At 59.8% G+C, this 22,552-nt stretch carries 23 protein-coding genes; 13 read left to right on the top strand and 10 right to left on the bottom strand.

From position 1 onward, the window contains the following. The first annotated feature begins 349 nt into the window (after window positions 1-349). From KGA98_RS15910 to sthA, 3 genes are all read left to right on the top strand, one after another. Entirely contained in the window at window positions 350-1,813 is a 1,464-nt protein-coding gene (locus KGA98_RS15910) for a glyceraldehyde-3-phosphate dehydrogenase (RefSeq protein WP_090454111.1), read from the top strand. Between the two features lie 295 nt (window positions 1,814-2,108). Then, window positions 2,109-3,146: an FAD:protein FMN transferase gene (locus KGA98_RS15905; protein WP_191626067.1), complete on the top strand. Its 1,038-nt coding sequence runs from the start codon at window positions 2,109-2,111 to the stop codon at window positions 3,144-3,146. A 207-nt stretch (window positions 3,147-3,353) separates the two neighbouring features. Then, window positions 3,354-4,748, top strand: coding sequence for a Si-specific NAD(P)(+) transhydrogenase (gene sthA / locus KGA98_RS15900; RefSeq protein ID WP_007984277.1), 1,395 nt, complete (start codon window positions 3,354-3,356; stop codon window positions 4,746-4,748). 42 nt (window positions 4,749-4,790) lie between these two features. Here the strand turns inward: sthA and KGA98_RS15895 are convergent, their stop codons facing one another. Both KGA98_RS15895 and KGA98_RS15890 read right to left on the bottom strand, forming a co-directional pair. Next, window positions 4,791-5,513, bottom strand: a complete 723-nt coding sequence (locus KGA98_RS15895) for a glycerophosphodiester phosphodiesterase (protein ID WP_007984279.1) — start codon at window positions 5,511-5,513, stop codon at window positions 4,791-4,793. A gap of 14 nt (window positions 5,514-5,527) precedes the next feature. Next, window positions 5,528-6,109, bottom strand: a complete 582-nt coding sequence (locus tag KGA98_RS15890) for a PilZ domain-containing protein (protein ID WP_150812437.1) — start codon at window positions 6,107-6,109, stop codon at window positions 5,528-5,530. A gap of 94 nt (window positions 6,110-6,203) precedes the next feature. On the opposite strand from KGA98_RS15890, the gene KGA98_RS15885 reads away from it, so the two are divergent. From KGA98_RS15885 to KGA98_RS15875, 3 genes are all read left to right on the top strand, one after another. Beyond that, the gene (locus KGA98_RS15885) at window positions 6,204-7,454 is read left to right on the top strand and encodes a lipoprotein-releasing ABC transporter permease subunit (protein ID WP_102668916.1); all 1,251 of its coding nucleotides are present in this window, start codon (window positions 6,204-6,206) and stop codon (window positions 7,452-7,454) included. 7 nt (window positions 7,455-7,461) lie between these two features. Beyond that, entirely contained in the window at window positions 7,462-8,145 is a 684-nt protein-coding gene (gene lolD, locus KGA98_RS15880) for a lipoprotein-releasing ABC transporter ATP-binding protein LolD (protein WP_173677889.1), read from the top strand. A 66-nt stretch (window positions 8,146-8,211) separates the two neighbouring features. Further along, on the top strand, window positions 8,212-9,456 hold the full coding sequence (locus KGA98_RS15875) for a lipoprotein-releasing ABC transporter permease subunit (RefSeq protein WP_057715642.1): 1,245 nt from the start codon (window positions 8,212-8,214) through the stop codon (window positions 9,454-9,456). A gap of 124 nt (window positions 9,457-9,580) precedes the next feature. On the opposite strand, the gene KGA98_RS15870 is transcribed toward KGA98_RS15875, so the two are convergent. Next, complete coding sequence (locus KGA98_RS15870; RefSeq protein WP_150812438.1) at window positions 9,581-10,930, bottom strand: heavy metal sensor histidine kinase; 1,350 nt, start codon at window positions 10,928-10,930, stop codon at window positions 9,581-9,583. Further along, entirely contained in the window at window positions 10,930-11,610 is a 681-nt protein-coding gene (locus KGA98_RS15865; RefSeq protein ID WP_057715640.1) for a heavy metal response regulator transcription factor, read from the bottom strand. The genes KGA98_RS15870 and KGA98_RS15865 overlap by 1 nt, the downstream gene beginning before the upstream one ends. Before the next feature lie 155 nt (window positions 11,611-11,765). Between KGA98_RS15865 and KGA98_RS15860 the strand changes: the two genes are divergently transcribed. Continuing rightward, a complete protein-coding gene (locus KGA98_RS15860; protein WP_150812439.1) occupies window positions 11,766-12,287 on the top strand; it encodes a plastocyanin/azurin family copper-binding protein in 522 nt (173 codons plus the stop codon). Between the two features lie 61 nt (window positions 12,288-12,348). After that, the gene (queF, locus tag KGA98_RS15855) at window positions 12,349-13,179 is read left to right on the top strand and encodes an NADPH-dependent 7-cyano-7-deazaguanine reductase QueF (RefSeq protein ID WP_090454128.1); all 831 of its coding nucleotides are present in this window, start codon (window positions 12,349-12,351) and stop codon (window positions 13,177-13,179) included. 174 nt (window positions 13,180-13,353) lie between these two features. Here the strand turns inward: queF and KGA98_RS15850 are convergent, their stop codons facing one another. Both KGA98_RS15850 and KGA98_RS15845 read right to left on the bottom strand, forming a co-directional pair. Continuing rightward, window positions 13,354-13,617 carry a DUF4404 family protein gene (locus tag KGA98_RS15850; protein WP_150812440.1) on the bottom strand — a complete coding sequence of 88 codons (264 nt, stop codon included), beginning with the start codon at window positions 13,615-13,617 and terminating at the stop codon, window positions 13,354-13,356. 112 nt (window positions 13,618-13,729) lie between these two features. Next, window positions 13,730-14,350, bottom strand: a complete 621-nt coding sequence (locus KGA98_RS15845; protein WP_150812441.1) for an HAD family phosphatase — start codon at window positions 14,348-14,350, stop codon at window positions 13,730-13,732. A 201-nt stretch (window positions 14,351-14,551) separates the two neighbouring features. On the opposite strand from KGA98_RS15845, the gene KGA98_RS15840 reads away from it, so the two are divergent. The 3 genes from KGA98_RS15840 to rssC all read left to right on the top strand — a co-directional run bounded on the left by KGA98_RS15840 (window position 14,552) and on the right by rssC (window position 17,294). After that, window positions 14,552-15,241, top strand: a complete 690-nt coding sequence (locus KGA98_RS15840; RefSeq protein ID WP_150812442.1) for a VacJ family lipoprotein — start codon at window positions 14,552-14,554, stop codon at window positions 15,239-15,241. A 389-nt stretch (window positions 15,242-15,630) separates the two neighbouring features. Beyond that, window positions 15,631-16,812 carry a two-component system response regulator RssB gene (gene rssB, locus KGA98_RS15835; protein WP_057715634.1) on the top strand — a complete coding sequence of 394 codons (1,182 nt, stop codon included), beginning with the start codon at window positions 15,631-15,633 and terminating at the stop codon, window positions 16,810-16,812. Then, window positions 16,812-17,294 carry an anti-sigma factor antagonist RssC gene (gene rssC, locus KGA98_RS15830; RefSeq protein WP_057715633.1) on the top strand — a complete coding sequence of 161 codons (483 nt, stop codon included), beginning with the start codon at window positions 16,812-16,814 and terminating at the stop codon, window positions 17,292-17,294. Before rssB ends, rssC begins: the two co-directional genes overlap by 1 nt. A gap of 134 nt (window positions 17,295-17,428) precedes the next feature. On the opposite strand, the gene tal is transcribed toward rssC, so the two are convergent. Next, window positions 17,429-18,355: a transaldolase gene (tal, locus tag KGA98_RS15825; RefSeq protein ID WP_057715632.1), complete on the bottom strand. Its 927-nt coding sequence runs from the start codon at window positions 18,353-18,355 to the stop codon at window positions 17,429-17,431. 178 nt (window positions 18,356-18,533) lie between these two features. Beyond that, on the bottom strand, window positions 18,534-19,529 hold the full coding sequence (gene dusA / locus KGA98_RS15820; protein ID WP_218542950.1) for a tRNA dihydrouridine(20/20a) synthase DusA: 996 nt from the start codon (window positions 19,527-19,529) through the stop codon (window positions 18,534-18,536). 445 nt (window positions 19,530-19,974) lie between these two features. On the opposite strand from dusA, the gene KGA98_RS15815 reads away from it, so the two are divergent. Further along, a complete protein-coding gene (locus KGA98_RS15815; RefSeq protein ID WP_150812484.1) occupies window positions 19,975-20,313 on the top strand; it encodes a DUF6124 family protein in 339 nt (112 codons plus the stop codon). 146 nt (window positions 20,314-20,459) lie between these two features. Continuing rightward, on the top strand, window positions 20,460-20,681 hold the full coding sequence (locus tag KGA98_RS15810) for a hypothetical protein (RefSeq protein WP_150812485.1): 222 nt from the start codon (window positions 20,460-20,462) through the stop codon (window positions 20,679-20,681). A gap of 68 nt (window positions 20,682-20,749) precedes the next feature. Here the strand turns inward: KGA98_RS15810 and KGA98_RS15805 are convergent, their stop codons facing one another. Further along, a complete protein-coding gene (locus KGA98_RS15805) occupies window positions 20,750-21,535 on the bottom strand; it encodes a transporter substrate-binding domain-containing protein (protein WP_223502766.1) in 786 nt (261 codons plus the stop codon). Window positions 21,536-21,625: 90 nt separating this feature from the next. Further along, window positions 21,626-22,549, bottom strand: coding sequence for a copper homeostasis membrane protein CopD (copD, locus tag KGA98_RS15800; RefSeq protein WP_150812487.1), 924 nt, complete (start codon window positions 22,547-22,549; stop codon window positions 21,626-21,628). Window positions 22,550-22,552 lie beyond the last annotated feature (3 nt).

Here is a 22,552-nt window from a genome sequence, read left to right as displayed (position 1 = left end):
CAAGCGTTGCGACAAAGTCGGTAATTGTAGCGGTCTACGATGCCGCCTGTCAGTTGCTGACTGTGTCTAAAGTACGGGTTTGGCGAAATGTAGTGGTAAAGACAAAATTCTGCGCTTTTTTACCTAAAATTAATGAATATGTAGTGGCAAAAACAACGAGTGTTACGGAGGGTTACGGATAAGGAGACTTTGGCTCCAAAAAATTGACTGTGCTGAAAGCCCCGGTTTTATTGGGCTGGAGCGAGGCGTAATTTTTTTGAACGACGATTTGTTACGTAAAGCGCGACGGGCGCGCATTGCTACCGCTGTCACTCGGCGGCATAATGTAGCCCCTTTTTTCTGCCCCTACATGTGGAAGGTTCCCGTGACTCAGAAGCCCGACCAGTGTCTTGGTGAATGGATCGACCGTGAAGCACTCGCAGAAGCGATGATTCCGCTTATCGGTCAGCTCTACCGCAATAACAACGTGGTGAGCTCGATCTATGGCCGCAGCCTGATCAACCGCTCGGTGATTTCGATCCTCAAAGCGCACCGCTTTGCCCGTCATCGCCAGACCGACGAAACCGAACTCTCCGTCCACGAAACATTCCCGCTGCTCAAGGCGATGAGCGAGCTCAAGCTCGGTGCCGCTTCGGTAGACCTGGGCAAGCTGGCGGCCAAATACAAGGCCGAAGGCAATGGCCGTAGTGCCGAGCAGTTCGTCCGTGAAGAGATGGCCGACGTGGTTGGCCAGCAGAACGCTTCCGCCCGCAAAGGCACCGACGTTGTCCTGTACGGCTTCGGTCGTATCGGCCGTCTGCTGGCGCGCATCCTGATCGAGAAAACCGGTGGTGGCGACGGCCTGCGTCTGCGCGCCATCGTGGTCCGCAAGGGCGCCGAGAACGACCTGGTCAAACGTGCCAGCCTGCTGCGTCGCGACTCGGTTCATGGCCCGTTCGATGGCACCATCACCATTGATGAAGCCAACAACACCATCACCGCCAACGGCAACCTGATCCAGGTTATCTACGCCAAGAGCCCGGCCGAAGTCGACTACACCCAGTACGGCATCGAAAACGCTCTGATCGTCGACAACACCGGTGTATGGCGTGACGCCGATGGTCTGGGCCAGCACCTGGCTTGCCCGGGCGCTGCCCGCGTAATCCTCACCGCACCTGGCAAGGGCGCGCTGAAGAACATCGTGCACGGCATCAACCACGGCGAAATCACCCCTGACGACAAGATCATCTCGGCCGCTTCCTGCACCACCAACGCCATCGTGCCGGTGCTCAAAGCTGTGAATGACAAGTACGGCATCGTCAACGGCCACGTCGAAACCGTTCACTCGTTCACCAACGACCAGAACCTGATCGACAACTTCCACAAGGGCAGCCGTCGTGGCCGCGCCGCGCCGCTGAACATGGTAATCACCGAGACCGGTGCCGCCACTGCAGCCGCCAAGGCTCTGCCAGTGTTGAAGGGCAAGCTGACCGGTAACGCGATTCGCGTTCCTACGCCGAACGTGTCGATGGCTATCCTGAACCTGAACCTGGAAAAGGCCACCACTCGCGAAGAGATCAACGAGTACCTGCGCCAGATGGCCATGCACTCGGATCTGCACAAGCAGATCGATTACGTCAGCTCCCAGGAAGTGGTTTCCACCGACTTCGTTGGCTCGCGCCACGCAGGCGTAGTGGACGCTGAAGCGACCATCACCCAGGATAACCGCGTTGTTCTGTACGTCTGGTACGACAACGAGTTCGGTTACAGCTGCCAGGTGGTTCGCGTGATGGAAGACATGGCCGGTGTAAACCCGCCAGCATTCCCGCGCTAAGCCTTAGCTGCACATGAAAACGCCCCGGCCTTGGTCGGGGCGTTTTTGTTTGTGCTGCTTTTGTCTATTGGGGGATGTGTTGTTCGCACTGGCCTCATCGCGAGCAAGCTCGCTCCCACAGGGTGTGGTGGTGTTTGCACGGTAGTGATCACGCCAGCTATCCAATGTGGGAGCGAGCTTGCTCGCGATAGCGGTCTGAGAGAGCTATCAATGCTGAATGTGATGGCCTCTTCGCGAGCAAGCCCGCTCCCACGGTTCTATCGCATAATAGCTGGCCCTGGCGGCGTGTCAGGGGATGCATTGGGGAGCTCGGGAATTGTTGATCAGGTGGCTGGGGGTGGCATTTTTGCTGCTCGGCGCACTATCAGGCTGCGGCAACGGCGACACTCTGGAGAGCTTCGGCGGCCCGACCATGGGCAGCACTTATTCGATCAAGTATGTGCGCCATGCCGACCTTCCGGCGCCGGACGAAGTCCGTGTCCAGGTCGAGCAGATCCTCGCTGACATTGACCGGCAAATGTCGACCTACCGCAGCGACTCGGACATCGAGCGCTTCAATGCGTTACCGGCCAACGGCTGTCAGGCAATGCCGGCGTCGATCCTCGAATTGGTCCGCGTGGGCGAGCAATTGTCAGTGCAAAGCGACGGTTCCTACGACCTGACGGTGGAGCCGTTGCTGAACCTCTGGGGATTCGGTCCGCAGGCTCGCGGGGAAAAAGTCCCGACCGCCGAAGCGCTCGCCGTAGCCCGCAAGCGCGTCGGCCACGAACATTTGCGCATCGATGGCGACCGGTTGTGCAAGGACGCCGCCGTCGAGGTCGACTTCAACAGCATCGCCGCCGGTTATGCGGTGGACACGATTGCCGCAAGACTCGAGGCGATGGGCATCCATGACTTCCTCGCCGAGGCCACGGGTGAGCTCAAGGCGTCCGGCAGGAAGGCTGACGGCTCGCCGTGGCGCATTGCCCTGGAAGAGCCGCGGGATGACCGGCAGGTGGCGGAACGGGTCATTGTCGTCGACGGCTATGGCCTGTCCACTTCTGGCGACTACCGGAATTATTTCGAGCAGGACGGACAGCGTTTTTCCCATACCTTTGATGCCCGCACCGGTGCGCCGGTCTCACACAGCCTGGCGTCCGTCACAGTGATTCATCCTTCGGCGCTGATGGCCGATGGCTTATCGACGCTGTTGCTGATTCTCGGCCCGGAGCGCGGTTGGGACTACGCAGAAAAACACGATATCGGCGCATTTTTTGTGATTCGTGCCGATACAGGTTTCGTCACACGCAGCAGTCCCGCTTTTGAACGCATCAGTGGCGAAAAAACCGAATGATTTCGGCGATTTGAGCATTGAAAACTGGCGTTGTAGCGCAGGCAAAAGTAGCCTACGACGCGACCAAGGGTTAATGTGCGCGGCGTTGACGCTTCTATAGACTGTGTCCGGGTTCTGCACTGGCCCCAAATTGTTCCTTCATGCCACGCATTGGCGTGATTTAGCCGCAGGTGCCGAGGGTACCGCGGCCTGTTCTGAGGAGTACGCATGGCTGTCTACAACTACGACGTGGTGGTGTTGGGTTCCGGCCCGGCAGGGGAAGGCGCGGCAATGAACGCCGCCAAGGCAGGGCGCAAGGTGGCGATGGTCGATAGCCGTCGCCAGGTCGGCGGCAACTGCACTCACTTGGGCACCATCCCGTCCAAGGCACTGCGTCACTCGGTGCGGCAGATCATGCAATTCAACACCAACCCGATGTTCCGGGCCATTGGTGAGCCGCGCTGGTTCTCGTTCCCGGACGTGTTGAAAAGCGCCGAGAAAGTCATCTCCAAGCAAGTCGCTTCGCGTACCGGCTACTACGCCCGTAACCGCGTCGACGTGTTCTTCGGCACCGGCAGCTTCGCCGACGAGCAAACCATCGAAGTGGTCTGCGCCAACGGCGTGGTCGAGAAACTGGTGGCCAAGCACATCATCATCGCCACCGGTTCGCGTCCTTATCGCCCGGCGGACATCGATTTCCACCACCCGCGTATCTACGATAGCGATACCATCCTCAGCCTCGGCCACACCCCGCGTAAACTCATCGTTTACGGCGCCGGCGTGATCGGTTGCGAATACGCCTCGATCTTCAGCGGTCTGGGTGTATTGGTTGAATTGGTGGACAACCGTGGGCAACTGCTGAGCTTCCTCGACTCGGAAATTTCCCAGGCCCTGAGTTATCACTTCAGCAACAACAACATCACGGTTCGCCACAACGAAGACTACGACCGCGTCGAAGGCGTGGACAACGGCGTGATCCTGCACCTCAAGTCCGGCAAGAAGATCAAGGCCGACGCCTTGCTCTGGTGTAACGGTCGTACCGGCAACACCGATCAGTTGGGTCTGGAAAACATCGGCGTGAAGGTCAACAGCCGTGGCCAGATCGAAGTCGACGAGGCATACCGCACCTGCGTGCCGAACATCTACGGCGCCGGCGACGTGATCGGCTGGCCAAGCCTGGCCAGTGCCGCCCACGACCAGGGTCGTTCGGCCGCCGGCAGCATCGTCGATAACGGTAGCTGGCGCTTTGTGAATGACGTGCCGACCGGCATCTACACCATTCCGGAGATCAGCTCGATCGGCAAGAACGAGCAGGAACTGACTCAGGCCAAAGTGCCGTACGAAGTGGGCAAGGCCTTCTTCAAGAGCATGGCGCGGGCGCAGATCGCCGGCGAGCCGCAAGGCATGCTGAAGATCCTGTTCCACCGTGAAACCCTGGAAGTGCTGGGTGTTCACTGCTTCGGTTATCAGGCGTCGGAGATCGTGCACATCGGTCAGGCGATCATGAACCAGCCGGGCGAACTCAACACGTTGAAGTACTTCGTCAACACCACGTTCAACTACCCGACCATGGCCGAAGCCTATCGGGTAGCCGCGTACGACGGCCTCAACCGGCTTTTTTGACGGGCTCCGGCCGGTGGCCTGAGCCGGCCGGGGAGACCGATTTCAGCAATTCTCGAGCGTGGCGGTGGCCAAACCGGGAAAGTCTGTAATCAGGCTGTCAACGCCGAAGTCGGCGAGTCTGCGCATCAGCGCGGGCTCGTTGACGGTCCATACCGACACATGCAGCCCCTGACGTTGCGCCCTTTGCAGGCGTTCCGGCGTGCACAGGGTCCAGTTCAGCGCCAGAATTTCACAGCCGTAACTGGCCGCGACCTTCAGCGGGTCGAGCCAGGCGTATTCGGCCACCAGCCCCCGGGACACGTCCGGCACCAGTTCCAGCGCGGCCTTGAGCACTTCACGAGAACTCGAGGTGATGGTCACCTTGTCCATCAGGCCATGACGCTGCACCATTTCGCGAATCGCCAGCACGGTGGTCGCGGCACGCATCCGTGATGCGCTTTTGACTTCCAGCTGCCAGTGATCGAAGTCGCATTTCTCGAACAGTTCTTCCAGCGTCGGAATCGGGCAAGGCTTGATCCAGCCCGGTCCACCCTTGCGTGCGTCATAGGTCACAAGCTCGGCCGCCGTGTGTTCGACGACCTTGCCGCGACGGTCGGTGGTGCGCTTGAGGGTCGGGTCGTGGATGACCATCAGCTCGCCGTCCATGGACAGGTGCAGGTCCAGTTCGCAGCGACGCACGCCGTGCTTGAGACATTCCTGAAAGCTGGTCAGGGTGTTTTCCGGTGCTTCGCCCTTGGCGCCGCGATGGCCGTAGATGAGGGTCACGGTTCTTCCTTAATTTAATTGCCTGATTCGAGTTGGTCGCGGGCCAGGCGTCGTTCCTGGGCCTGCTTTTGCAAGATGTGGCGGGCCAGCAGTTGGCGTTGGGCGTCGGTCAGGTGTTCGAACTCGGTGCCGACGTCATAGCCGTCGCCCTTGCGGTCGCAATGGGTGACGCGGGCGCGCAGCAGCAGGCCCAGGGCCTGCGGCATCAATACCAGTTTGACCGACAGGCGGGCGCCGGCGGCAATGGGCGATGGATGCTGAAAGTCGATGCCGCCTTCGGAGATGATCACTGGCTGCGGTTCGCCGATCTGCCCGAGCACGGTGATGGCGATCACCTGGCTCAGCAAGTCGATGCGTTTGTTCTGGGATTTGAGGAATGCCGCGAGGTTCCGGTCGCGTTCGCTGATCTGGCGTAACAGGTGTTGCGACTCGAATTCGCTCAGGTGCAGTTCGCTGAGCAAGTTGAAGAGTGGAGAAGCATCCTGCAACACTTCCTGGCCTGTGGCTTCAGTAGCGGACAGGGGCCGAATTTCCAGTGCGATCGTATCCTCGATACGGTAGTATTCGCGGCGATCTTCTTCATCTAATGTCGACATGGCGAACCCATGGTAGCGGCGGTGGTCTGAGTGTAAAGCTGGTTATCGACCCCCGCCACAAGGACGTTCCTTTTCCCTCCGAACAAGCCCCGACATGTTCAGACCTCTCTTCGTATTTATCGGCACGCGTTACACCCGTGCAAAGCGTCGCAATCATTTTGTGTCATTCATTTCCCTGACTTCGATGATCGGGCTCGCCCTTGGCGTGGTCGTGATGATCGTGGTGCTGTCGGTGATGAATGGCTTCGATCATGAGATGCGCACCCGCGTGCTGGGCATGGTGCCCCACGCGACCATCGAGTCCGGTGAGGCGATCAGCGATTGGCAAGGCCTGGCCGCGAAGGTCAAGCAGAACCCGCAGGTGACGGCCGTGGCGCCGTTTACGCAAATGCAGGGTTTGCTGACCAATAACGGCAAGGTCTCGAAAGTCCTGCTCAATGCCATCGACCCGGCGCAAGAGCGCCAGGTGTCGATCATCGATCAATTCATGACCCAGGGAAAACTCGACGACCTGGTGCCGGGTGAGTTCGGCATCGTCATCGGCGACAAGGCCGCGGCCAAGCTCGGTGCGGCCATCGGCGACAAGCTGACCTTCGTCGCGCCCGAAGTCACGGTGACCCCGGCCGGGATGTTCCCGCGCATGAAGCGCTTTACCGTGGTCGGCATCTTCCATGTCGGCGCCGGTGAGCTCGATGGCTATCTTGGCGTCACCAACCTGCAGGACCTGGCCCGGCTGCACCGCTGGAAACCGGATCAGGTCCAGGGCCTGCGCCTGAAGTTCGACGATCTGTTCCAGGCGCCGCGCACCGCGTGGAGCATCGCCCGCGACCTCGGCGAAGACCGCTACTACGCCCGCGACTGGACCCGCACCCACGGCAACCTGTACCAGGCGATCCGCATGGAAAAAGCCATGATCGGCCTGTTGCTGCTGCTGATCGTTGCCGTCGCTGCGTTCAACATCATTTCCACGCTGGTGATGGTGGTGAATGACAAGAAGGGCGACATCGCGATCCTGCGCACGCTGGGCGCCACACCAGGCACGATCATGCGCACGTTCATGGTGCAAGGCACCGTCATTGGCGTAGTCGGTACCGCGATCGGCGCGGTGGTCGGGATCTTCGCCGCGCTGAACGTCAGCGCCGCGATCTCGGCCCTCGAAGGCCTGATCGGGCACAAGTTCCTCAACGCCGACGTGTACTTCATCGATTACCTGCCGTCGCAGGTGCAGAGCCAGGACGTCGTGATGGTCTGCTCCGCGGCGTTGGTCCTGAGTTTCCTCGCCACCCTGTATCCAGCCTGGCGTGCCGCGCGCACCCAGCCTGCGGAGGCGCTACGTTATGAGTGAGTCGGGCATGAGTGATAAAGCAATCTTGAGCTGCCGCAGCCTGGGCAAATCCTACGAGGAAGGCCCGGAATCGGTAGAAGTGTTGGCCGGCCTGCAACTGGAGTTGCACCCGGGCGAGCGTGTGGCGATTGTCGGCAAGTCGGGCTCGGGCAAAAGTACCTTGCTCAACCTGCTGGGCGGCCTCGATACACCGACCAAGGGCAGCGTCTGGCTCGACGGTGAAGAACTGTCGGCGCTGAGCGAGAAGAAGCGCGGCCTGCTGCGTAATCGCGCACTCGGCTTCGTGTACCAGTTCCACCACCTGCTGCCGGAATTCACCGCCCTGGAAAACGTCTGCATGCCGCTGCTGATCGGCAAGACCGCGATCCCCGAAGCGCGTCAGCGTGCCACGGCGTTGCTGGAGCGGGTAGGGCTGGGGCATCGCCTGGAGCACAAGCCGGCCGAACTGTCCGGTGGTGAGCGTCAGCGTGTGGCCATCGCCCGCGCCCTGGTGAACAATCCAGGCCTGGTGATGCTCGACGAGCCGACCGGCAACCTCGATTCCCACACCGCCCAGGGGATCCAGGACTTGATGCTGGAGCTCAGCACCTCGATGCGCACGGCGTTCCTGGTGGTGACCCACGACATGAACCTCGCCCGCCAGATGGACCGCGTCCTGCACTTGCAGGAAGGTTGCCTGACTCCCATCTAACGGATTGAAACCCGACGCGACCGAAAGGTGCGTCGGGTCTTTTATTTTTATACGGTGCCCCAGCGAATGTTCAGACCGTTATCGATCTTTATCGGCACGCGCTATACCCGCGCCAAGCGCCGCAATCGCTTTGTTTCCTTCATCTCGATGACCTCGATGATCGGCCTCGCCCTCGGCGTGCTGGCGATGATCGTGGTGCTGTCGGTGATGAACGGCTTCCAGCGCGAAATGAGCTCGCGCATCCTCGGTATGGTGCCGCACGCCACCATCGTCGGCGTGAACCCGATTGACGACTGGAAGCCCGTGGCGGCGGCCGCGATGAAAAACCCGGAAGTGACGGCGGCGGTGCCGTTCACCGAGATGGAGGGCATGCTGTCCTACAAGGGCACGATGCAGCCGATCCAGGTCAGCGGTGTCGACCCGGCGCTGGAGGGCCAGGTGTCGATCGTCGCCAAGCACATCGTTCAGGGGAGCCTGGAAGCCCTGAAGCCGGGCGAATTCGGCGTGGTGATCGGGCAGATCACGGCGCGCCGCTTCCGCTTGAACGTGGGCGACAAGATCACCTTGATCGTGCCTGAGGTCAGCAATGCGCCGGGCGGCATTACCCCGCGCATGCAGCGGCTGAATGTGGTCGGCGTGTTCAAGGTCGGTGCGGAACTGGACGGCACCATGGCGCTGATCCACATGGCCGATGCCGCGCAGATGCAGCGCTGGGAGCCGAATCAGGTGCAGAGCGTGCGCCTGGCGGTGAAGGACTTGTATGCCGCGCCGCAAGTGTCGAACGACATCGCCACGGGGCTGGGCGCGGCCTACAAGGCTGACGACTGGACCCACACCCAGGGCAGCCTGTTCAGCGCGATGAAGATGGAAAAAACCATGATCGGCCTGCTGTTGCTGATGATCGTCGCGGTGGCGGCGTTCAACATCATCGCGACCCTGATCATGGTGGTGAACGACAAGGGTGCGGACATCGCGATCCTGCGCACCATCGGCGCCACGCCACGGCAGATCATGGCGATCTTCGTGGTGCAGGGCACGGTGATCGGCATCGTCGGCACCTTGATTGGCGGTGTATTGGGCGTGATTGCCGCACTGAACGTCAGCCAGATCGTAGGTTGGATCGAGCGGGTCAGCGGGCAGCACATCTTCAGTTCCGACGTGTACTTCGTCAGTAACCTGCCGTCTGAGCTGCAAGGCGCGGATGTGGCGCTGATCTGCACGGCGGGGTTTGTCATGAGCTTCCTGGCCACGGTTTACCCGGCCTGGCGTGCGGCGAAGATCGAGCCGGCTCACGCGTTGCGGTATTCGTAAGCCGTTACACCGCCTTCGCGAGCAAGCCCGCTCCCACAGGGATCTGCGTCGTACACAGATGATGTGAACACCACAAAACACTGTGGGAGCGGGCTTGCTCGCGAAGGGGCCGGAGCTGCTGGCCTCAATCCCCCTTCGGTAACTCAATCACAAACCGCGTCCACCCATTCTCCGATTCGCAACGAATCTGCCCGCCATGGGCACGGATGATCGACTGGGTGATCGCCAGTCCCAGTCCCGCATGTTCGCTACTGCCTTCACGACGCGCAGGATCGGCCCGGTAAAACCGGTCAAACAGGCGCGGCAATAGATCTTTGGAAATCTGTTGGCCCGTGTTTTCAACGGTCAGGCGCAACTCTTTTGGCTGATCGACGATTCGCACCCGAACCTCGCCATCGACCGGCGTGAACCGCAGTGCGTTGTCCAGAAGGTTCGACAGTGCCCTGCGCAACATGCTGCGGTCACCTTCGAGGCGGGCATTGCCGTCACGACTCAGTTTTACCTGCGCGTCTTCCGCCAGCGGCGCAAAAAACTCCAGCAGCAGATCCGTTTCCTGTCCCAGTTCCAACGGTTCGCGCTTGGGGATTAACAGTCCATGGTCAGCCTTGGCCAGATAGAGCATGTCGTTGACCAGTTGCGCCATCCATTGCAGCTCTTCGAGGTTGCTGTGCAGGGCTTCGCGGTAGTCCTCGATGGGGCGAGGGCGGGTGAGGGTGACCTGGGTGTGGGTCAGCAGGTTCGACAATGGCGTGCGCAGTTCATGGGCAATGTCGGCGGAGAAGGCCGACAGGCGCTGAAACGAGTCGTCGAGGCGTCCGAGCATGGCGTTGAAGTTGTGGGCCATTTCCGCCAGTTCCGGCGGTATGTTTTCTTCAGGTAGCCGCGAGTTCAGCGATTGCGCGGAAACACCACTGGCCACCGCGCTGATCCGCCTTAACGGGCGCAAGCCGCTGCGTGCCGCCCAGGCGCCCAGCAGTGCGGTGGCCAGGGCTGACAGGCCGACGGTCAGCCAGATCAAATGCTGCATGCGTTGCAGAAAGTGCTGGTGATGGGTGATGTCCAACAGCAGGGTCAGTTGCGGTGACTCGGGTTTGTCCGCGAAAAGCGGCGCATTGAGGACGCGGTAATCTGTGCCTTCATGGCTCACCGTCGACAATCCGGACCGGCGCGGCAGTGCCTGGGGGATGTTGGTCGAGCTGTCATACCAGCGCTGGCCGTCGCTGCCGGTGATTCGCAGGGACAGGTCAGCCTGCCGGCTCAACTCCTCGGCCAGTTTTACTTCGCTGTCACTCGACTGTAAGTCGTGCAGGGCCCGACGCAAGCCAATCAGCTTGCCGTCCAGCAGTTGCTGGTCGAGTTCAACGAAGTGCGCCTCGCTGGCGCGGCTGAACAGCACCCCGGCGAACAACGAGACCACGGCGGTGCATGCGGCAAACAGCAGCGCCAGGCGGCTGCTCAAGGAGAGACGGCGCATCAGGCGGGACGCTCTTCAAGGACGTAGCCCATGCCGCGTACGGTATGGATCAGCTTGTTGGGGAATTCATCGTCGATCTTCAGGCGCAGGCGACGGATCGCCACCTCGATGACATTGGTGTCGCTGTCGAAATTCATGTCCCAGACCTGGGACGCAATCAGCGACTTGGGCAGGACTTCGCCCTGGCGGCGCAGGAGCATTTCCAGCAGGGCGAATTCCTTGGCGGTCAGGTCGATACGCTGGCCGCTGCGTTCGACCCGGCGCCGGATCAGGTCCAGGCGCAGATCGGCCAGTTGCAGGCTGGTCTCCTGCGGCGTGGTGCTGCCGCGACGCAACAGGCTGCGGACCCGGGCCAGTAGTTCGGAGAAGGCAAACGGCTTGACCAGATAGTCATCGGCACCCAGTTCGAGGCCGTGAACCCTGTCCTCCACGGCGTCACGGGCGGTCAGAAAAAGTACCGGCGTGTCCAGGCCGGCGCTGCGCACTGCTTGGAGAATTTGCCAGCCATCACGACCCGGCAGCATTACATCAAGAATCAGCAGGGCATATTCGCCGCTGAGGGCCAATTGCTGGCCGGTGTTGCCGTCGGCCACCAGTTCCGTGTTGAACCCGGCCTCGGTCAGGCCCTGGCGCAGATAATGGCCGGTTTTGGGTTGGTCTTCGACGATCAGCAGTTTCATGGGCGACTCATGGCAAGTGGAACGAAGGCTTTATACCGTGGGCAGCATTCGCACAGGGCAACCTGACAAAGTTGTAATCTGGCTGTCAGGTTACGGGCAGTGGCAGCAGTTTAGAGTTTTGCGCATGCTGAGCCTTAACTTGTTGGAGTATGACGATGTTTTTACGCAAATCCGTGGCGCAAATCCTGTGTTTGCTGGCGCTGAGTTCACCGGTGTGGGCAGACGCCGGGCATACCTACGATTTCGGTCAACCGGCCTCGGCGGCCAAGGCGACCCGCAGCATCGAGGTGGTGATGGGGGACATGTCCTTCACGCCGAAGTCCCTCGATATCAAGGCCGGGGAAACCGTGCGCTTCGTGCTGGTCAATAAAGGCCAGTTGCTGCATGAGTTCAACTTGGGGGATGCGGCATTGCATGCCAGGCACCAGCAGGAAATGTTGCAGATGCAACAGAGCGGCATGCTGGCGCCAACCGGTATGAAGGCAATGGCCGGCATGGATCACAGCAAAATGGACCACGGCATGAAGCATGATGACCCCAACAGCGTGCTGGTGGAACCGGGCAAGACCGCCGAGCTGACCTGGACCTTCAGCAAGGCCACCAGCCTTGAGTTTGCCTGCAATATTCCCGGCCATTACCAGGCCGGCATGGTCGGCAAACTGACTGTCAGTCAGTAAGCACTCAAAGGCGGGAGCAAAGGCTGATAGAATCCGCTGATTCTTCAGTCAGGTTTCCGCCATGCATCCCGCAGCCGAACACTCGCCGCTGGGCAAGTCCAGCGAATACATCGCCACCTACACGCCGTCCTTGCTGTTCCCGATCCCGCGCACCGCGAAGTGGGCGGAGCTGGGCCTGACGGCGCAAACCCTGCCGTACAAAGGCGTGGACTTCTGGAACTGCTTCGAGCTGTCCTGGCTGCTGCCGTCGGGCAAGCCGGTGGTGGCGATCGGCGAATTCAGCATTCCGGCGGATTCGCCGAACATCATCGAGTCGAAGTCGTTCAAGCTCTATCTCAACTCCCTGAACCAGACGCCGTTTGCCGATACCGCGAGCCTTGAGGCGACGCTGGCCAAGGACTTGTCGGCGGCTGCCGGCAAGCCGGTGGGTGTGCGCATTCGCAGTCTCAAGGAGGTCGAGAGCGAAGGTGTCGTGGCCTTGCCGGGCGTGTGCATCGATGAACTGGATATCAGCGTCAGCAACTACGAGCATCCACGGCCGGAACTGCTGCGTTGCGATGATTCGCGCATTGTCGAGGAGAGCGTGCACAGTCATTTGCTCAAGTCCAACTGCCCGGTCACCAGCCAGCCGGACTGGGGCAGCGTCGCGGTGGAGTACCGTGGCGCGGCGCTGGATCATGCGAGCCTGCTCGAGTACATCGTCAGCTTCCGCCAGCACTCGGACTTCCATGAACAGTGTGTAGAGCGGATCTTTCTCGACCTGCAGCGGTTGCTCAAGCCAGAGAAACTGACGGTGTATGCGCGTTATGTGCGTCGTGGCGGGCTGGATATCAACCCGTATCGCAGCACTGAAGAGGTGCAGCTGCCGAACCATCGCCTAGTCCGCCAGTAACGCTTTAATGTGGGAGCGGGCTTGCTCGCGAAGGCGGCTTCACATTCAACGATGATGTTGACTGACCCACCGCTTTCGCGAGCAAGCCCGCTCCCACAGGGGACTTGCATTGCCAAGTGCAGAAAAGAAAAAGCCCTGCTATCACTAGCAGGGCTTTTTTGCGTCTGGCGGGGTTCAGATTCCCATATTGGCCAAGGCCTGCCCTATGTTACGCAGGGTGCCGGCAAGGGTAGGGTGTTCGAGCTCGAAGCGTTCCACGGCCAGGTTGACGCCATCGGCGAGGCTGGAATCCTGGGTTTTGGTTTCGAGTTCAAGCTTCAACTCGATCTGTTGCATCAGTTCGCTCAACTCTGCGCGTTCGGCTTCAGACAATGGAGGATTCTGTTCCAATTGCTCGCGCAGGGCATTGAGCTGTTCTTGCAGTTCGCGGGCAGGCATGGCGTTCTTCCTTCTTTTATCGATAGGCACTGGCATAGACCATGGCGGCAGGCCAAAGGTCGATGGCTGACCTTTAGATTAATCCACTCGCGGCCAACGTGCATGATCTCGATCAGGGCTTTTCGCCCTTGAGCCGACGCAAGCTGATATCGGCCAGGCAGGTGTCGAGTTCACCGAGATGATCGATCACCGAATGCACGCCCAGACCAAACAGTTGCATTGTCGCCTTGGCGCGTTTGATGTCGCGCTCCTGCGGGGGCAGCGCTTGCCATTGCTCGGGCGCCAGCCCGCACAGCGAGCCGCAGGATGCCAGACCGATGGTCCACAACCCGGCATTGAGCCCCGCTTGCAGCAAACGGGGTTCACCGCTCACCAGTACGCAGCCGTCGAGTCGCTCGACGTTCAGGGTCATCAAGGCGTGCCAGCAGGCATTCGGGGCGGGCCATGGGTTGTTTGTAGCTGAATGTTGCGAGGGTTTGATCCATTCCGGCAGCGCCGCGGCCAGGGTTTGGCTGAGGGCAGGGGGCAGTTCATCGAGCCAGGCGCAGGGGATTTGCTGGCGCTGCAAGCTGCGCAGGCTATCCAGTGCGCCGGGCGTGGCCTCGGCGTGTTCGGCCGAGTGGCTGCCGTGCCGGTGCGTGTGCGCGCCGAAATCCACCAGGCAGCCACTGAGGCCGAACAGTACGGCGGTCAGGCTGGGTGCGGTTTGAGGCAAGGCTTCGGCGAGCGGCATGTGGACGTCCCTGAAATAGCCTGAAGGCTAGTGGACGACGGTGACAGTTGAATGACATGGATGTGAAACGCTCACATTTGGCACGATTCCTTCCGTGTGGATCTCGTACAAAGTGCGTTAAACGGCGTTTACGTCTTATACTTGCCAACTTATTGCCTGGGCCAAGTGCCCGAGCCAGTACAAACCAAGGAGTTTTTTTCTATGCGCTGGAGCAATCATCTAGCCAGGATTTGTGTATGCGCCAGTGTGATGCTGGTTCCGTTCGCTGCCCAGGCAGCCACGGAAGAGGATCCTTGGGAAAGCGTCAACCGCCCGATTTTCAAGTTCAACGACGTGATCGACACCTACGCGCTCAAACCCCTGGCCCAGGGCTACCAGTACGTGACGCCGCAGTTTGTCGAAGACGGCGTTCACAACTTCTTCCGTAATATCGGCGATGTGCGCAACCTGGCCAACGATATCCTGCAGGCCAAACCTCGTGCCGCAGGCGTTGATACCGCACGAATCATTTTCAACACCACCTTCGGCTTGCTGGGCGTCATTGATGTCGGCACGAAAATGGGCCTGCAGCGCAATGACGAAGACTTCGGTCAGACGCTGGGCTACTGGGGTGTCGGCAGCGGCCCTTACGTGATGCTGCCGCTGCTGGGGCCAAGCACCTTGCGTGATACGCCGTCGAAGTACGTCGACAGCTACACCGGCGCTTATCGTTACGTAAACGACGTTTCGGTGCGTAACTCGTTCCACGCCCTGGACATCATCGATACCCGTGCCAACCTGCTGTCGAGCGAGAAGCTGATCACCGGCGACAAGTACACCTTCATCCGTAATGCATACTTGCAGAACCGTGAATTCAAGGTGAAAGACGGTCAGGTCGAAGACGATTTTTGATCTCGACCGGTAAACTGAAAAAGGCGGCCATCAAGGCCGCCTTTTTTGTCTGCGAAGAGCCGCATGCGGATGAAATCGCGGTTTTCACTGTAGTCCCGGCCGGTTTGGCTCGTGGGTTCGAACCTTCCATTGGGTTACGGATTTGCCTGTTCTTATAACTCTCGGTGATTTGACAAATAAAGACGTCAAGCGACCATCGGCGTGAGCTTGAAACGCCCCGCGGATGGGAGTACCGTCTGCGCCTTAGAAGGGCACCTCTGGTGAACACGTGTGTAGGGCAATTGCCCGAAAGCGGTGCGACAGAGAGGCTAGAAAGCGAATCCAGTAGTCAGCGCCGGGCCAAAATCCCCGCCTGCTACGCCAACCTAATTCTGGCGCCGTTTGCCCACATGCCAAAAACCAGTGCCACGCTGCTGATAATCGATGATGACGAAGTAGTGCGCGCGAGCCTCGCCGCCTATTTGGAAGACAGTGGTTTCAGCGTCTTGCAGGCCAGCAATGGTCAGCAGGGTCTTCAGGTATTCGAGCAAGACAAGCCCGACTTGGTCATCTGCGATCTGCGCATGCCGCAGATGGGTGGACTCGAACTCATTCGCCAGGTCACCGAACTGTCGCCGCAAACCCCGGTGATCGTGGTGTCGGGTGCCGGCGTGATGAATGACGCGGTCGAAGCCCTGCGCCTGGGCGCGGCGGACTACCTGATCAAGCCTCTCGAAGATCTGGCTGTGCTCGAGCACTCTGTGCGCCGGGCCCTGGATCGTGCGCGCCTGCTGCTGGAGAACCAGCGCTACCGCGAGAAGCTGGAGAAGGCCAATCGCGAGCTCGAAGCCAGCCTGAACCTGCTCCAGGAGGATCAGAACGCCGGTCGCCAGGTGCAGATGAACATGCTGCCGGTCAGCCCCTGGACCATCGACGAGTTCAAGTTTGCTCACCAGATCATCCCGTCGCTGTACCTGTCGGGTGATTTCGTCGACTACTTCCGGGTCGACGAGCGCCGGGTCGCCTTTTACCTGGCGGACGTTTCCGGTCACGGCGCCTCCTCAGCCTTCGTCACCGTGCTGTTGAAGTTCATGACCACGCGCTTGCTGTTCGAATCCAAGCGCAGCGGCACCCTGCCGGAATTCAAGCCTTCAGAGGTTCTTGGTCATATCAACCGGGGCCTGATCAGTTGTAAGCTGGGTAAACACGTCACAATGGTCGGTGGAGTCATCGACGAGGAGACCGGTTTGTTGACCTATAGCATCGGCGGTCATTTGCCGTTGCCAGTGTTGTACACGCCAGACAGTGTTCGTTATCTGCAAGGGCGTGGTCTGCCGGTGGGCCTCTTCAACGAAGCCACCTACGAAGACCACGTGCTGGAACTGCCACCGACGTTCAGCCTGACGCTGATGTCTGATGGCATTCTGGATCTTTTGCCAGAACCCACACTCAAAGAGAAAGAAGCGGCGTTGCCCCAACGGGTCAAGGCAGCGGGCGGCACCCTGGATGGGCTGCGGCAGGTTTTTGGATTGGCCACGCTAGGGGAGATGCCGGATGATATCGCCCTGTTGGTGTTGAGCAGGAATCTTTGATGAGTACCGGTAGAATCCAGTTCGCCGAGCAGGATGGCACCTTCGTCCTGAAGTTCGTCGGTGAAGTTCGCCTGACCCTGTGTTCGGCGTTGGATGCGACTATTGAGCGGATCTTCAGCGCGTTGAATTTCAATTCGATCGTGATCGATCTGACCGAAACCCGCAGCATCGACAGCACCACACTTGGCCTGCTGGCCAAGCTGTCGATCCTGTCGCGGCAGAAGGTTGGCCTGCTGCCGACCGTCGTCACCACCCACGAAGACATCACGCGGCTGCTGCAGTCCATGGGCTTCGAGCAGGTGTTCAACATCGTTGACAAGCCGGTTCCGTGCCCGGAATGCCTGGACGACCTGCCAGACCAGGATCAGTCCGAAGAAGTGGTGCGGATCAAGGTGCTCGAAGCGCACAAGATCCTCATGGGCCTGAACGACACCAATCGTGAAGCCTTCCATGACCTGGTGAATGCGCTCGAACGCCATTGATCCCCTGAATTGATGTGGGTCAGCCAGACCCCCATCGCGAGCAAGCTCGCGATGGCGTCCTGCCAGTCACCAAACACATACAAAAAAGGGCGAACCCTCACAGGTTCGCCCTTTTTGCATTACACCCACTCAGATCACAGCTTGGCCTGCAACAACGCCTCGAGCTTCTCCTGATCCCGCGCGAACTGACGAATGCCTTCAGCGAGTTTCTCGGTCGCCATCGCATCTTCGTTGGACAGCCAGCGGAACTGCGATTCGTTTAGGCTCAGGCGCGCTTCACCGGCATGGCCAGGCGCCAGTTTGCGCTCCAGCTTGCCGGTATCCGCGGCCAGCTTGTCGATGAGGTCCGGGCTGATGGTCAGGCGGTCACAGCCGGCCAGTTGCTCGATCTGGCCCAGGTTGCGGAAGCTCGCCCCCATGACCACGGTCTTGTAGTCATTGGCCTTGTAGTAGTTGTAGATGCGCGTCACCGACTGCACGCCCGGATCATCCGCGCCGGTGTAGTCGTTGCCGTTGGCTTTCTTGTACCAGTCGTAGATACGGCCCACGAACGGCGAAATCAGGAACACCCCGGCGTCGGCACAGGCGGCCGCCTGGGCAAAGGAGAACAGCAGGGTCAGGTTGGTCTGGATGCCTTCCTTTTCCAGGATCTCGGCAGCGCGGATGCCTTCCCAGGTGGACGCGATCTTGATCAGCACGCGGTCGCGGCCAATACCGGCCTTGTCGTACAGCTCGATCAGGCGATGCGCACGCTTGAGCATGGCATCAGTGTCGAACGACAGGCGCGCATCCACTTCGGTGGAAATGCGGCCCGGAATCACTTTCAGGATTTCTTGCCCCACGGCCACGCCAAAACGGTCGCTGGCCAGGCCCACATCGCCCTTGCAGTCATTGACGCAGGCGTTCAGCAGCTCGGCATACGCAGGAATGGCCGCGGCCTTGAGCAGCAGGGAAGGGTTGGTGGTGGCGTCCACGGGCTTAACGCGAGCGATAGCTTCGAAGTCGCCGGTGTCGGCAACCACGGTTGTCATTTGTTTGAGTTGTTCCAGCTTGGAAGTCATGAGCGTGCTCTGTCCTATGGGTCTGATGACATTACCCGAGCGCTGACAGCCACTCAAGGGCGTGTACGTGTATCAATGCCCCCTGTGGCAACAACCTGAAAACAGGTGTTTGAAAGGTGGGGTGCGGTATCGAAGAATACGATGCCAAAACGCCCCACAGGTTCAACAAGACCGACCGTTAACGCCCCTCAAGCAACTCCGCCGCTTGATCCAGCAACGCCAAAGGCTCTTTGGCCTTGTGAATGTCCACCGACAATAACTGCCGAAACTTGCGTGCTCCCGGGAACCCGGTGCCCAGCCCAAGCACATGGCGAGTGATGTGGTGCATCGAACCACCTGCCGCGATGTGCGCCGCTATATAAGGACGCAACTGCGCCAGCGCCTCAGCCCGGCTGATCACCGGCGCCGCGCTGCCGAACAGCTGCTGGTCCACCTCGGCCATCACATAAGGGTTGTGATACGCCTCGCGGCCCAACATCACGCCGTCAAACGTCTGCAAATGTTCGTGGCAAGCCTCCAGCGTCTTGATCCCGCCGTTGAGGATAATCTCCAGCTCAGGAAAATCCGCCTTCAACCGCGCTGCCACGTCATAACGCAGGGGCGGGATGTCACGGTTCTCCTTCGGCGACAACCCCTCCAGAATCGCGATCCGTGCATGCACGGTAAAACTGGTGCACCCGGCATCCCGCACCGTGCCGACGAAATCACACAGCTCCTCGTAACTGTCCCGGCCATTGATCCCGATACGGTGCTTGACCGTCACCGGAATCGACACCGCATCACGCATCGCCTTCACACAATCGGCCACCAACTGCGGATGCCCCATCAAGCACGCGCCGATCATATTGTTCTGCACCCGATCACTCGGGCAGCCGACATTCAGGTTCACCTCATCGTAACCATGCTCCTGCGCCATGCGCGCACATGCGGCCAGGTCCAGCGGCACACTGCCACCCAGTTGCAGCGCGAGCGGGTGCTCGGCTTCGTTGTGCCGCAGGAAACGCTCGTGATCACCGTTGAGCAGGGCACCGGTGGTGACCATTTCGGTGTAGAGCAGGGCGTTTTTCGACAGCAGGCGCAGGAAGAAGCGGCAGTGGCGGTCGGTCCAATCCATCATGGGTGCGACGGAGAAACGGCGGGAAAGCGGGGCGGGTGTGGCGGTGGTTACGGACATGGGGGATCTGGAATCGGTGAGGCTGGGAGGTGGAGGAGTTTATCAGGAATGGGGCTTGTGGGGTTTGGGCATGCCTCAGGGCGATTTAGCAGGTGCTGGGTATTGCGTTGATAACATCACGAAAAAGTAGGAGATTTCCCTCAAATCGCGTCCACATTGCCCATATTGCCCTACCTCTGATCACCCGATTAACCTCCCTCCGTCGCTGCAAATTCAGCGACAAGGGTGTGGAAGCCCTTCACAAGATCTAGGCGCATAGGCGCCACCTAAATTTAAGCAGGCGCTTTTTTCATGTCTGCTGTTAAATTATGGCGGCTGTGCGCGGGGCACTTTCGGGTGCGCCGGGTTCCTAGATCCCCGGTCTTCCACACCTGCGCACAGCTGCCACCCCATCATGTGGAAGTGATGCTGGCAGTTCCTTTGGTTAATTCTAGGAACGATAACGATGAAAAAGATAACGCCTGACCCTCCGGAAACCGCAATAGCTTCCGACTCTCTCGATCTTGGTCAACTCTCCGCTGACTCTCAGCGGGTTGTCAGCAAACGTCTACGAAATCCGAATCACGCTGATCCCGTCTGCCATGTGTTCACCATTCTGCCCAACGTCGACACTGAAACGCTCCTCTGTCACGCCTGTGAAACCCTTGCATCGTTGAACGTCTTGACCACTGACCTGGCTTGCAAGCTCGAAGGTTCAACCCGCAGTTTGGCGCTGTCGATTCAACAGTTGGCGGTGGTGGGGGAGTTGTTGGTGAATCGGGCATTGGACAATGTCGATCCGTAAGGTAGTGGAAGTGAGAGATCGCCAGGTGCGCACGGTTCCTGAACCAACGCTGTCACCCTCCAAAGTTTCATGTTGCCCGGCACAGACGAGGCATAGGATGACCGCCAAACGCCAGGCCCCGCGCCTCAACCCACAGGAATCAAAAAATGATCGCAAACCTCGTCAAAGTCTCGCTGCTTGCCGGTGCTTTGTTGTTGAGCGCCTGTTCGGGTGTGAGCGCCCATCGTGATTATTCTGCCGACTCGGTGCAGCCGGCCGGGTTTGGCCCGGGGCCGACCAGCAGCAATCCCGACAAGATGAATTTCCATGGCAGTGCGCTCGGCAATAGCTTCGGCGAATACGGTTCCGGTTTGCTGCACGACGATTGATACGCGCTCCGCAATGAAGAAGGGCGCTCCTTTGGGGGCGCCCTTTGTTGTGCGAAAAAAACGATCCGTTACTTGGCGTCAGGCACCGCCAGCCATTGGCGCAGAATCTTCTGGTAGTTGCCTGTCGCCTTGGCCAGTTGCAGCCACTGATCGACGTACAGCTTCCAGGTGATGTCGTCGCGGGGCAGCAGGTAGGCTTTTTCGCCGTATTGCATGTAGTGCGTGGGGTTGACCGCGCACAGGCCCGGCTTGAGCTTCTGCTGATACAGCGCCTCGGATGCGTCGGTGATCATCACGTCGGCTTTTTTATCCAGCAGTTCTTGAAAGATGGTCACGTTGTCGTGCAACTTCAATTGCGCCTTGGGCAGGAAGGCGTGGACGAAGGCTTCGTTGGTACCGCCGGCGGGTTCGACCAGGCGAACCGTTGGCTGGTTGATCTGTTCGACGGTCTGGTACAGCGCCTGGTCTTCGCAGCGCACCAGCGGGATTTTGCCGTCGACGTCCAGGATGCTGCTGAAGAAGGCTTTTTTCTGCCGTTCCAGGGTGACCGAGATGCCGCCCATGGCGATGTCGCACTTGCCGGCGAGCATGTCGGGCATCAGGGTTTTCCAGGTGGTGGGCACCCACTCGACCTTGACGCCAAGGCTGTCGGCCAGGGCGCGGGCCATGGCGATGTCGATGCCGGAGTATTCGCCGTCCTCGGCTTTGAGGGTGTAGGGCTTGTAGTCGCCGGTGGTGCAGACGCGCAGTTGTCCCTGTTGCATGACGCTGTCCAGATGCGAAGGTTCTGCCTGGGCGCCAAGGGAGAGTGCGAGCAAGCCGCCGAGCATCATTGCTCTTTTGATTTTCGTCATTGTTATCGGGCTTTTGTGCTGGAGTGGTTTTGAAAGGGGAGTGTAGTGAAACTTTCACCGGTGTGAAAAATCAACGCCCCTGAAGATGACTCACTCCACTTCCGGGCTCAACGTACCCAGCCACGCCACCAACCCCAAAATCAATATCGCCGCGGCCATTTCCACCCACACACTGCGTCGAAGTGCATGGGCTGCCACGCGATACTGGCCCTCTCGCAACGACCGCTCCAGCAAGGGGCCAAGATAAAAGCGGTTCAGCGCCGCCAACACCAGCATCCCGGCAAACAGCAGTACTTTGATCGCCAGCAAAACTCCGTAGTGGCTGAGTAAAACCTCATCGAGTTTCGGCCCGACAATGAAGAGGTAGTTCACCACGCCCGTCACGGTGATGATCACAACGACCAGCGCACCGACAAGCTCAAATCGCCTGACTGCGTGAGCCAGCAACCGTATGTGCGCTTCGGTTTGCAGGGCCCGGGGTTGCGCCATCAACGCAAACGCCAGCAACGCGCCGAGCCAGACACCCGCCACCAACAGGTGCAGGATGTCCGTAGCGAAATGCCAATAACGGCGACTGCCTTCGTCCATGGCGCCATGCCCGCTCCAGGCCAGGCTGGCGAGGGCGATGCCGCCGGCCGTGGCGGCGATCACCAGGCTGATGCCGGGGGCGCGTGGGTTGAGCATCAACGCCAAACCCGCGACCGCTAATGCAATCATCCGCACGGCCCAGGCCAACCCGACGTCCGTCTCGAACAGCATCATTTCGAGGTGAGGGCGCAACTCGGTAACGTCTGATTCACCGCTCATGACGCGGACCATCAGCACCATGCCGGCGATGGACAGCAGCGCGCCGAGCCCGGCTGTTCCCGTCAATAACCGGCGAAAGGGCAAGACTGTCCCGGATTGCCGTTCCTGTCCCTTGAAGCTGTAGAGCCCGAACAGCGCCACGCCAAACAACAACATCAAATCCACATACAACACAAACCGCAGCACGACGTTGGCCGAGTCGCTCATCGA

It is taken from the genome of Pseudomonas sp. BF-R-24, from assembly GCF_019947335.1.
Lineage (GTDB): Bacteria > Pseudomonadota > Gammaproteobacteria > Pseudomonadales > Pseudomonadaceae > Aquipseudomonas > Aquipseudomonas jessenii.
This window is presented reverse-complemented; position numbering and strand designations above follow the sequence as displayed.

Coding starts and splice junctions, on each gene's coding strand:
- KGA98_RS15910 (WP_090454111.1), top strand. CDS start 350: ATGTGGAAGGTTCCCGTGACTCAGAAGCCCGACCAGTGTCTTGGTGAA.
- KGA98_RS15905 (WP_191626067.1), top strand. CDS start 2,109: ATGCATTGGGGAGCTCGGGAATTGTTGATCAGGTGGCTGGGGGTGGCA.
- sthA (WP_007984277.1), top strand. CDS start 3,354: ATGGCTGTCTACAACTACGACGTGGTGGTGTTGGGTTCCGGCCCGGCA.
- KGA98_RS15890 (WP_150812437.1), bottom strand. CDS start 6,109: ATGTCGACATTAGATGAAGAAGATCGCCGCGAATACTACCGTATCGAG.
- KGA98_RS15885 (WP_102668916.1), top strand. CDS start 6,204: ATGTTCAGACCTCTCTTCGTATTTATCGGCACGCGTTACACCCGTGCA.
- lolD (WP_173677889.1), top strand. CDS start 7,462: ATGAGTGATAAAGCAATCTTGAGCTGCCGCAGCCTGGGCAAATCCTAC.
- KGA98_RS15875 (WP_057715642.1), top strand. CDS start 8,212: ATGTTCAGACCGTTATCGATCTTTATCGGCACGCGCTATACCCGCGCC.
- KGA98_RS15870 (WP_150812438.1), bottom strand. CDS start 10,930: ATGCGCCGTCTCTCCTTGAGCAGCCGCCTGGCGCTGCTGTTTGCCGCA.
- KGA98_RS15865 (WP_057715640.1), bottom strand. CDS start 11,610: ATGAAACTGCTGATCGTCGAAGACCAACCCAAAACCGGCCATTATCTG.
- KGA98_RS15860 (WP_150812439.1), top strand. CDS start 11,766: ATGTTTTTACGCAAATCCGTGGCGCAAATCCTGTGTTTGCTGGCGCTG.
- queF (WP_090454128.1), top strand. CDS start 12,349: ATGCATCCCGCAGCCGAACACTCGCCGCTGGGCAAGTCCAGCGAATAC.
- KGA98_RS15850 (WP_150812440.1), bottom strand. CDS start 13,617: ATGCCTGCCCGCGAACTGCAAGAACAGCTCAATGCCCTGCGCGAGCAA.
- KGA98_RS15845 (WP_150812441.1), bottom strand. CDS start 14,350: ATGCCGCTCGCCGAAGCCTTGCCTCAAACCGCACCCAGCCTGACCGCC.
- KGA98_RS15840 (WP_150812442.1), top strand. CDS start 14,552: ATGCGCTGGAGCAATCATCTAGCCAGGATTTGTGTATGCGCCAGTGTG.
- rssB (WP_057715634.1), top strand. CDS start 15,631: ATGCCAAAAACCAGTGCCACGCTGCTGATAATCGATGATGACGAAGTA.
- rssC (WP_057715633.1), top strand. CDS start 16,812: ATGAGTACCGGTAGAATCCAGTTCGCCGAGCAGGATGGCACCTTCGTC.
- tal (WP_057715632.1), bottom strand. CDS start 18,355: ATGACTTCCAAGCTGGAACAACTCAAACAAATGACAACCGTGGTTGCC.
- dusA (WP_218542950.1), bottom strand. CDS start 19,529: ATGTCCGTAACCACCGCCACACCCGCCCCGCTTTCCCGCCGTTTCTCC.
- KGA98_RS15815 (WP_150812484.1), top strand. CDS start 19,975: ATGAAAAAGATAACGCCTGACCCTCCGGAAACCGCAATAGCTTCCGAC.
- KGA98_RS15810 (WP_150812485.1), top strand. CDS start 20,460: ATGATCGCAAACCTCGTCAAAGTCTCGCTGCTTGCCGGTGCTTTGTTG.
- KGA98_RS15805 (WP_223502766.1), bottom strand. CDS start 21,535: ATGACGAAAATCAAAAGAGCAATGATGCTCGGCGGCTTGCTCGCACTC.
- copD (WP_150812487.1), bottom strand. CDS start 22,549: ATGAGCGACTCGGCCAACGTCGTGCTGCGGTTTGTGTTGTATGTGGAT.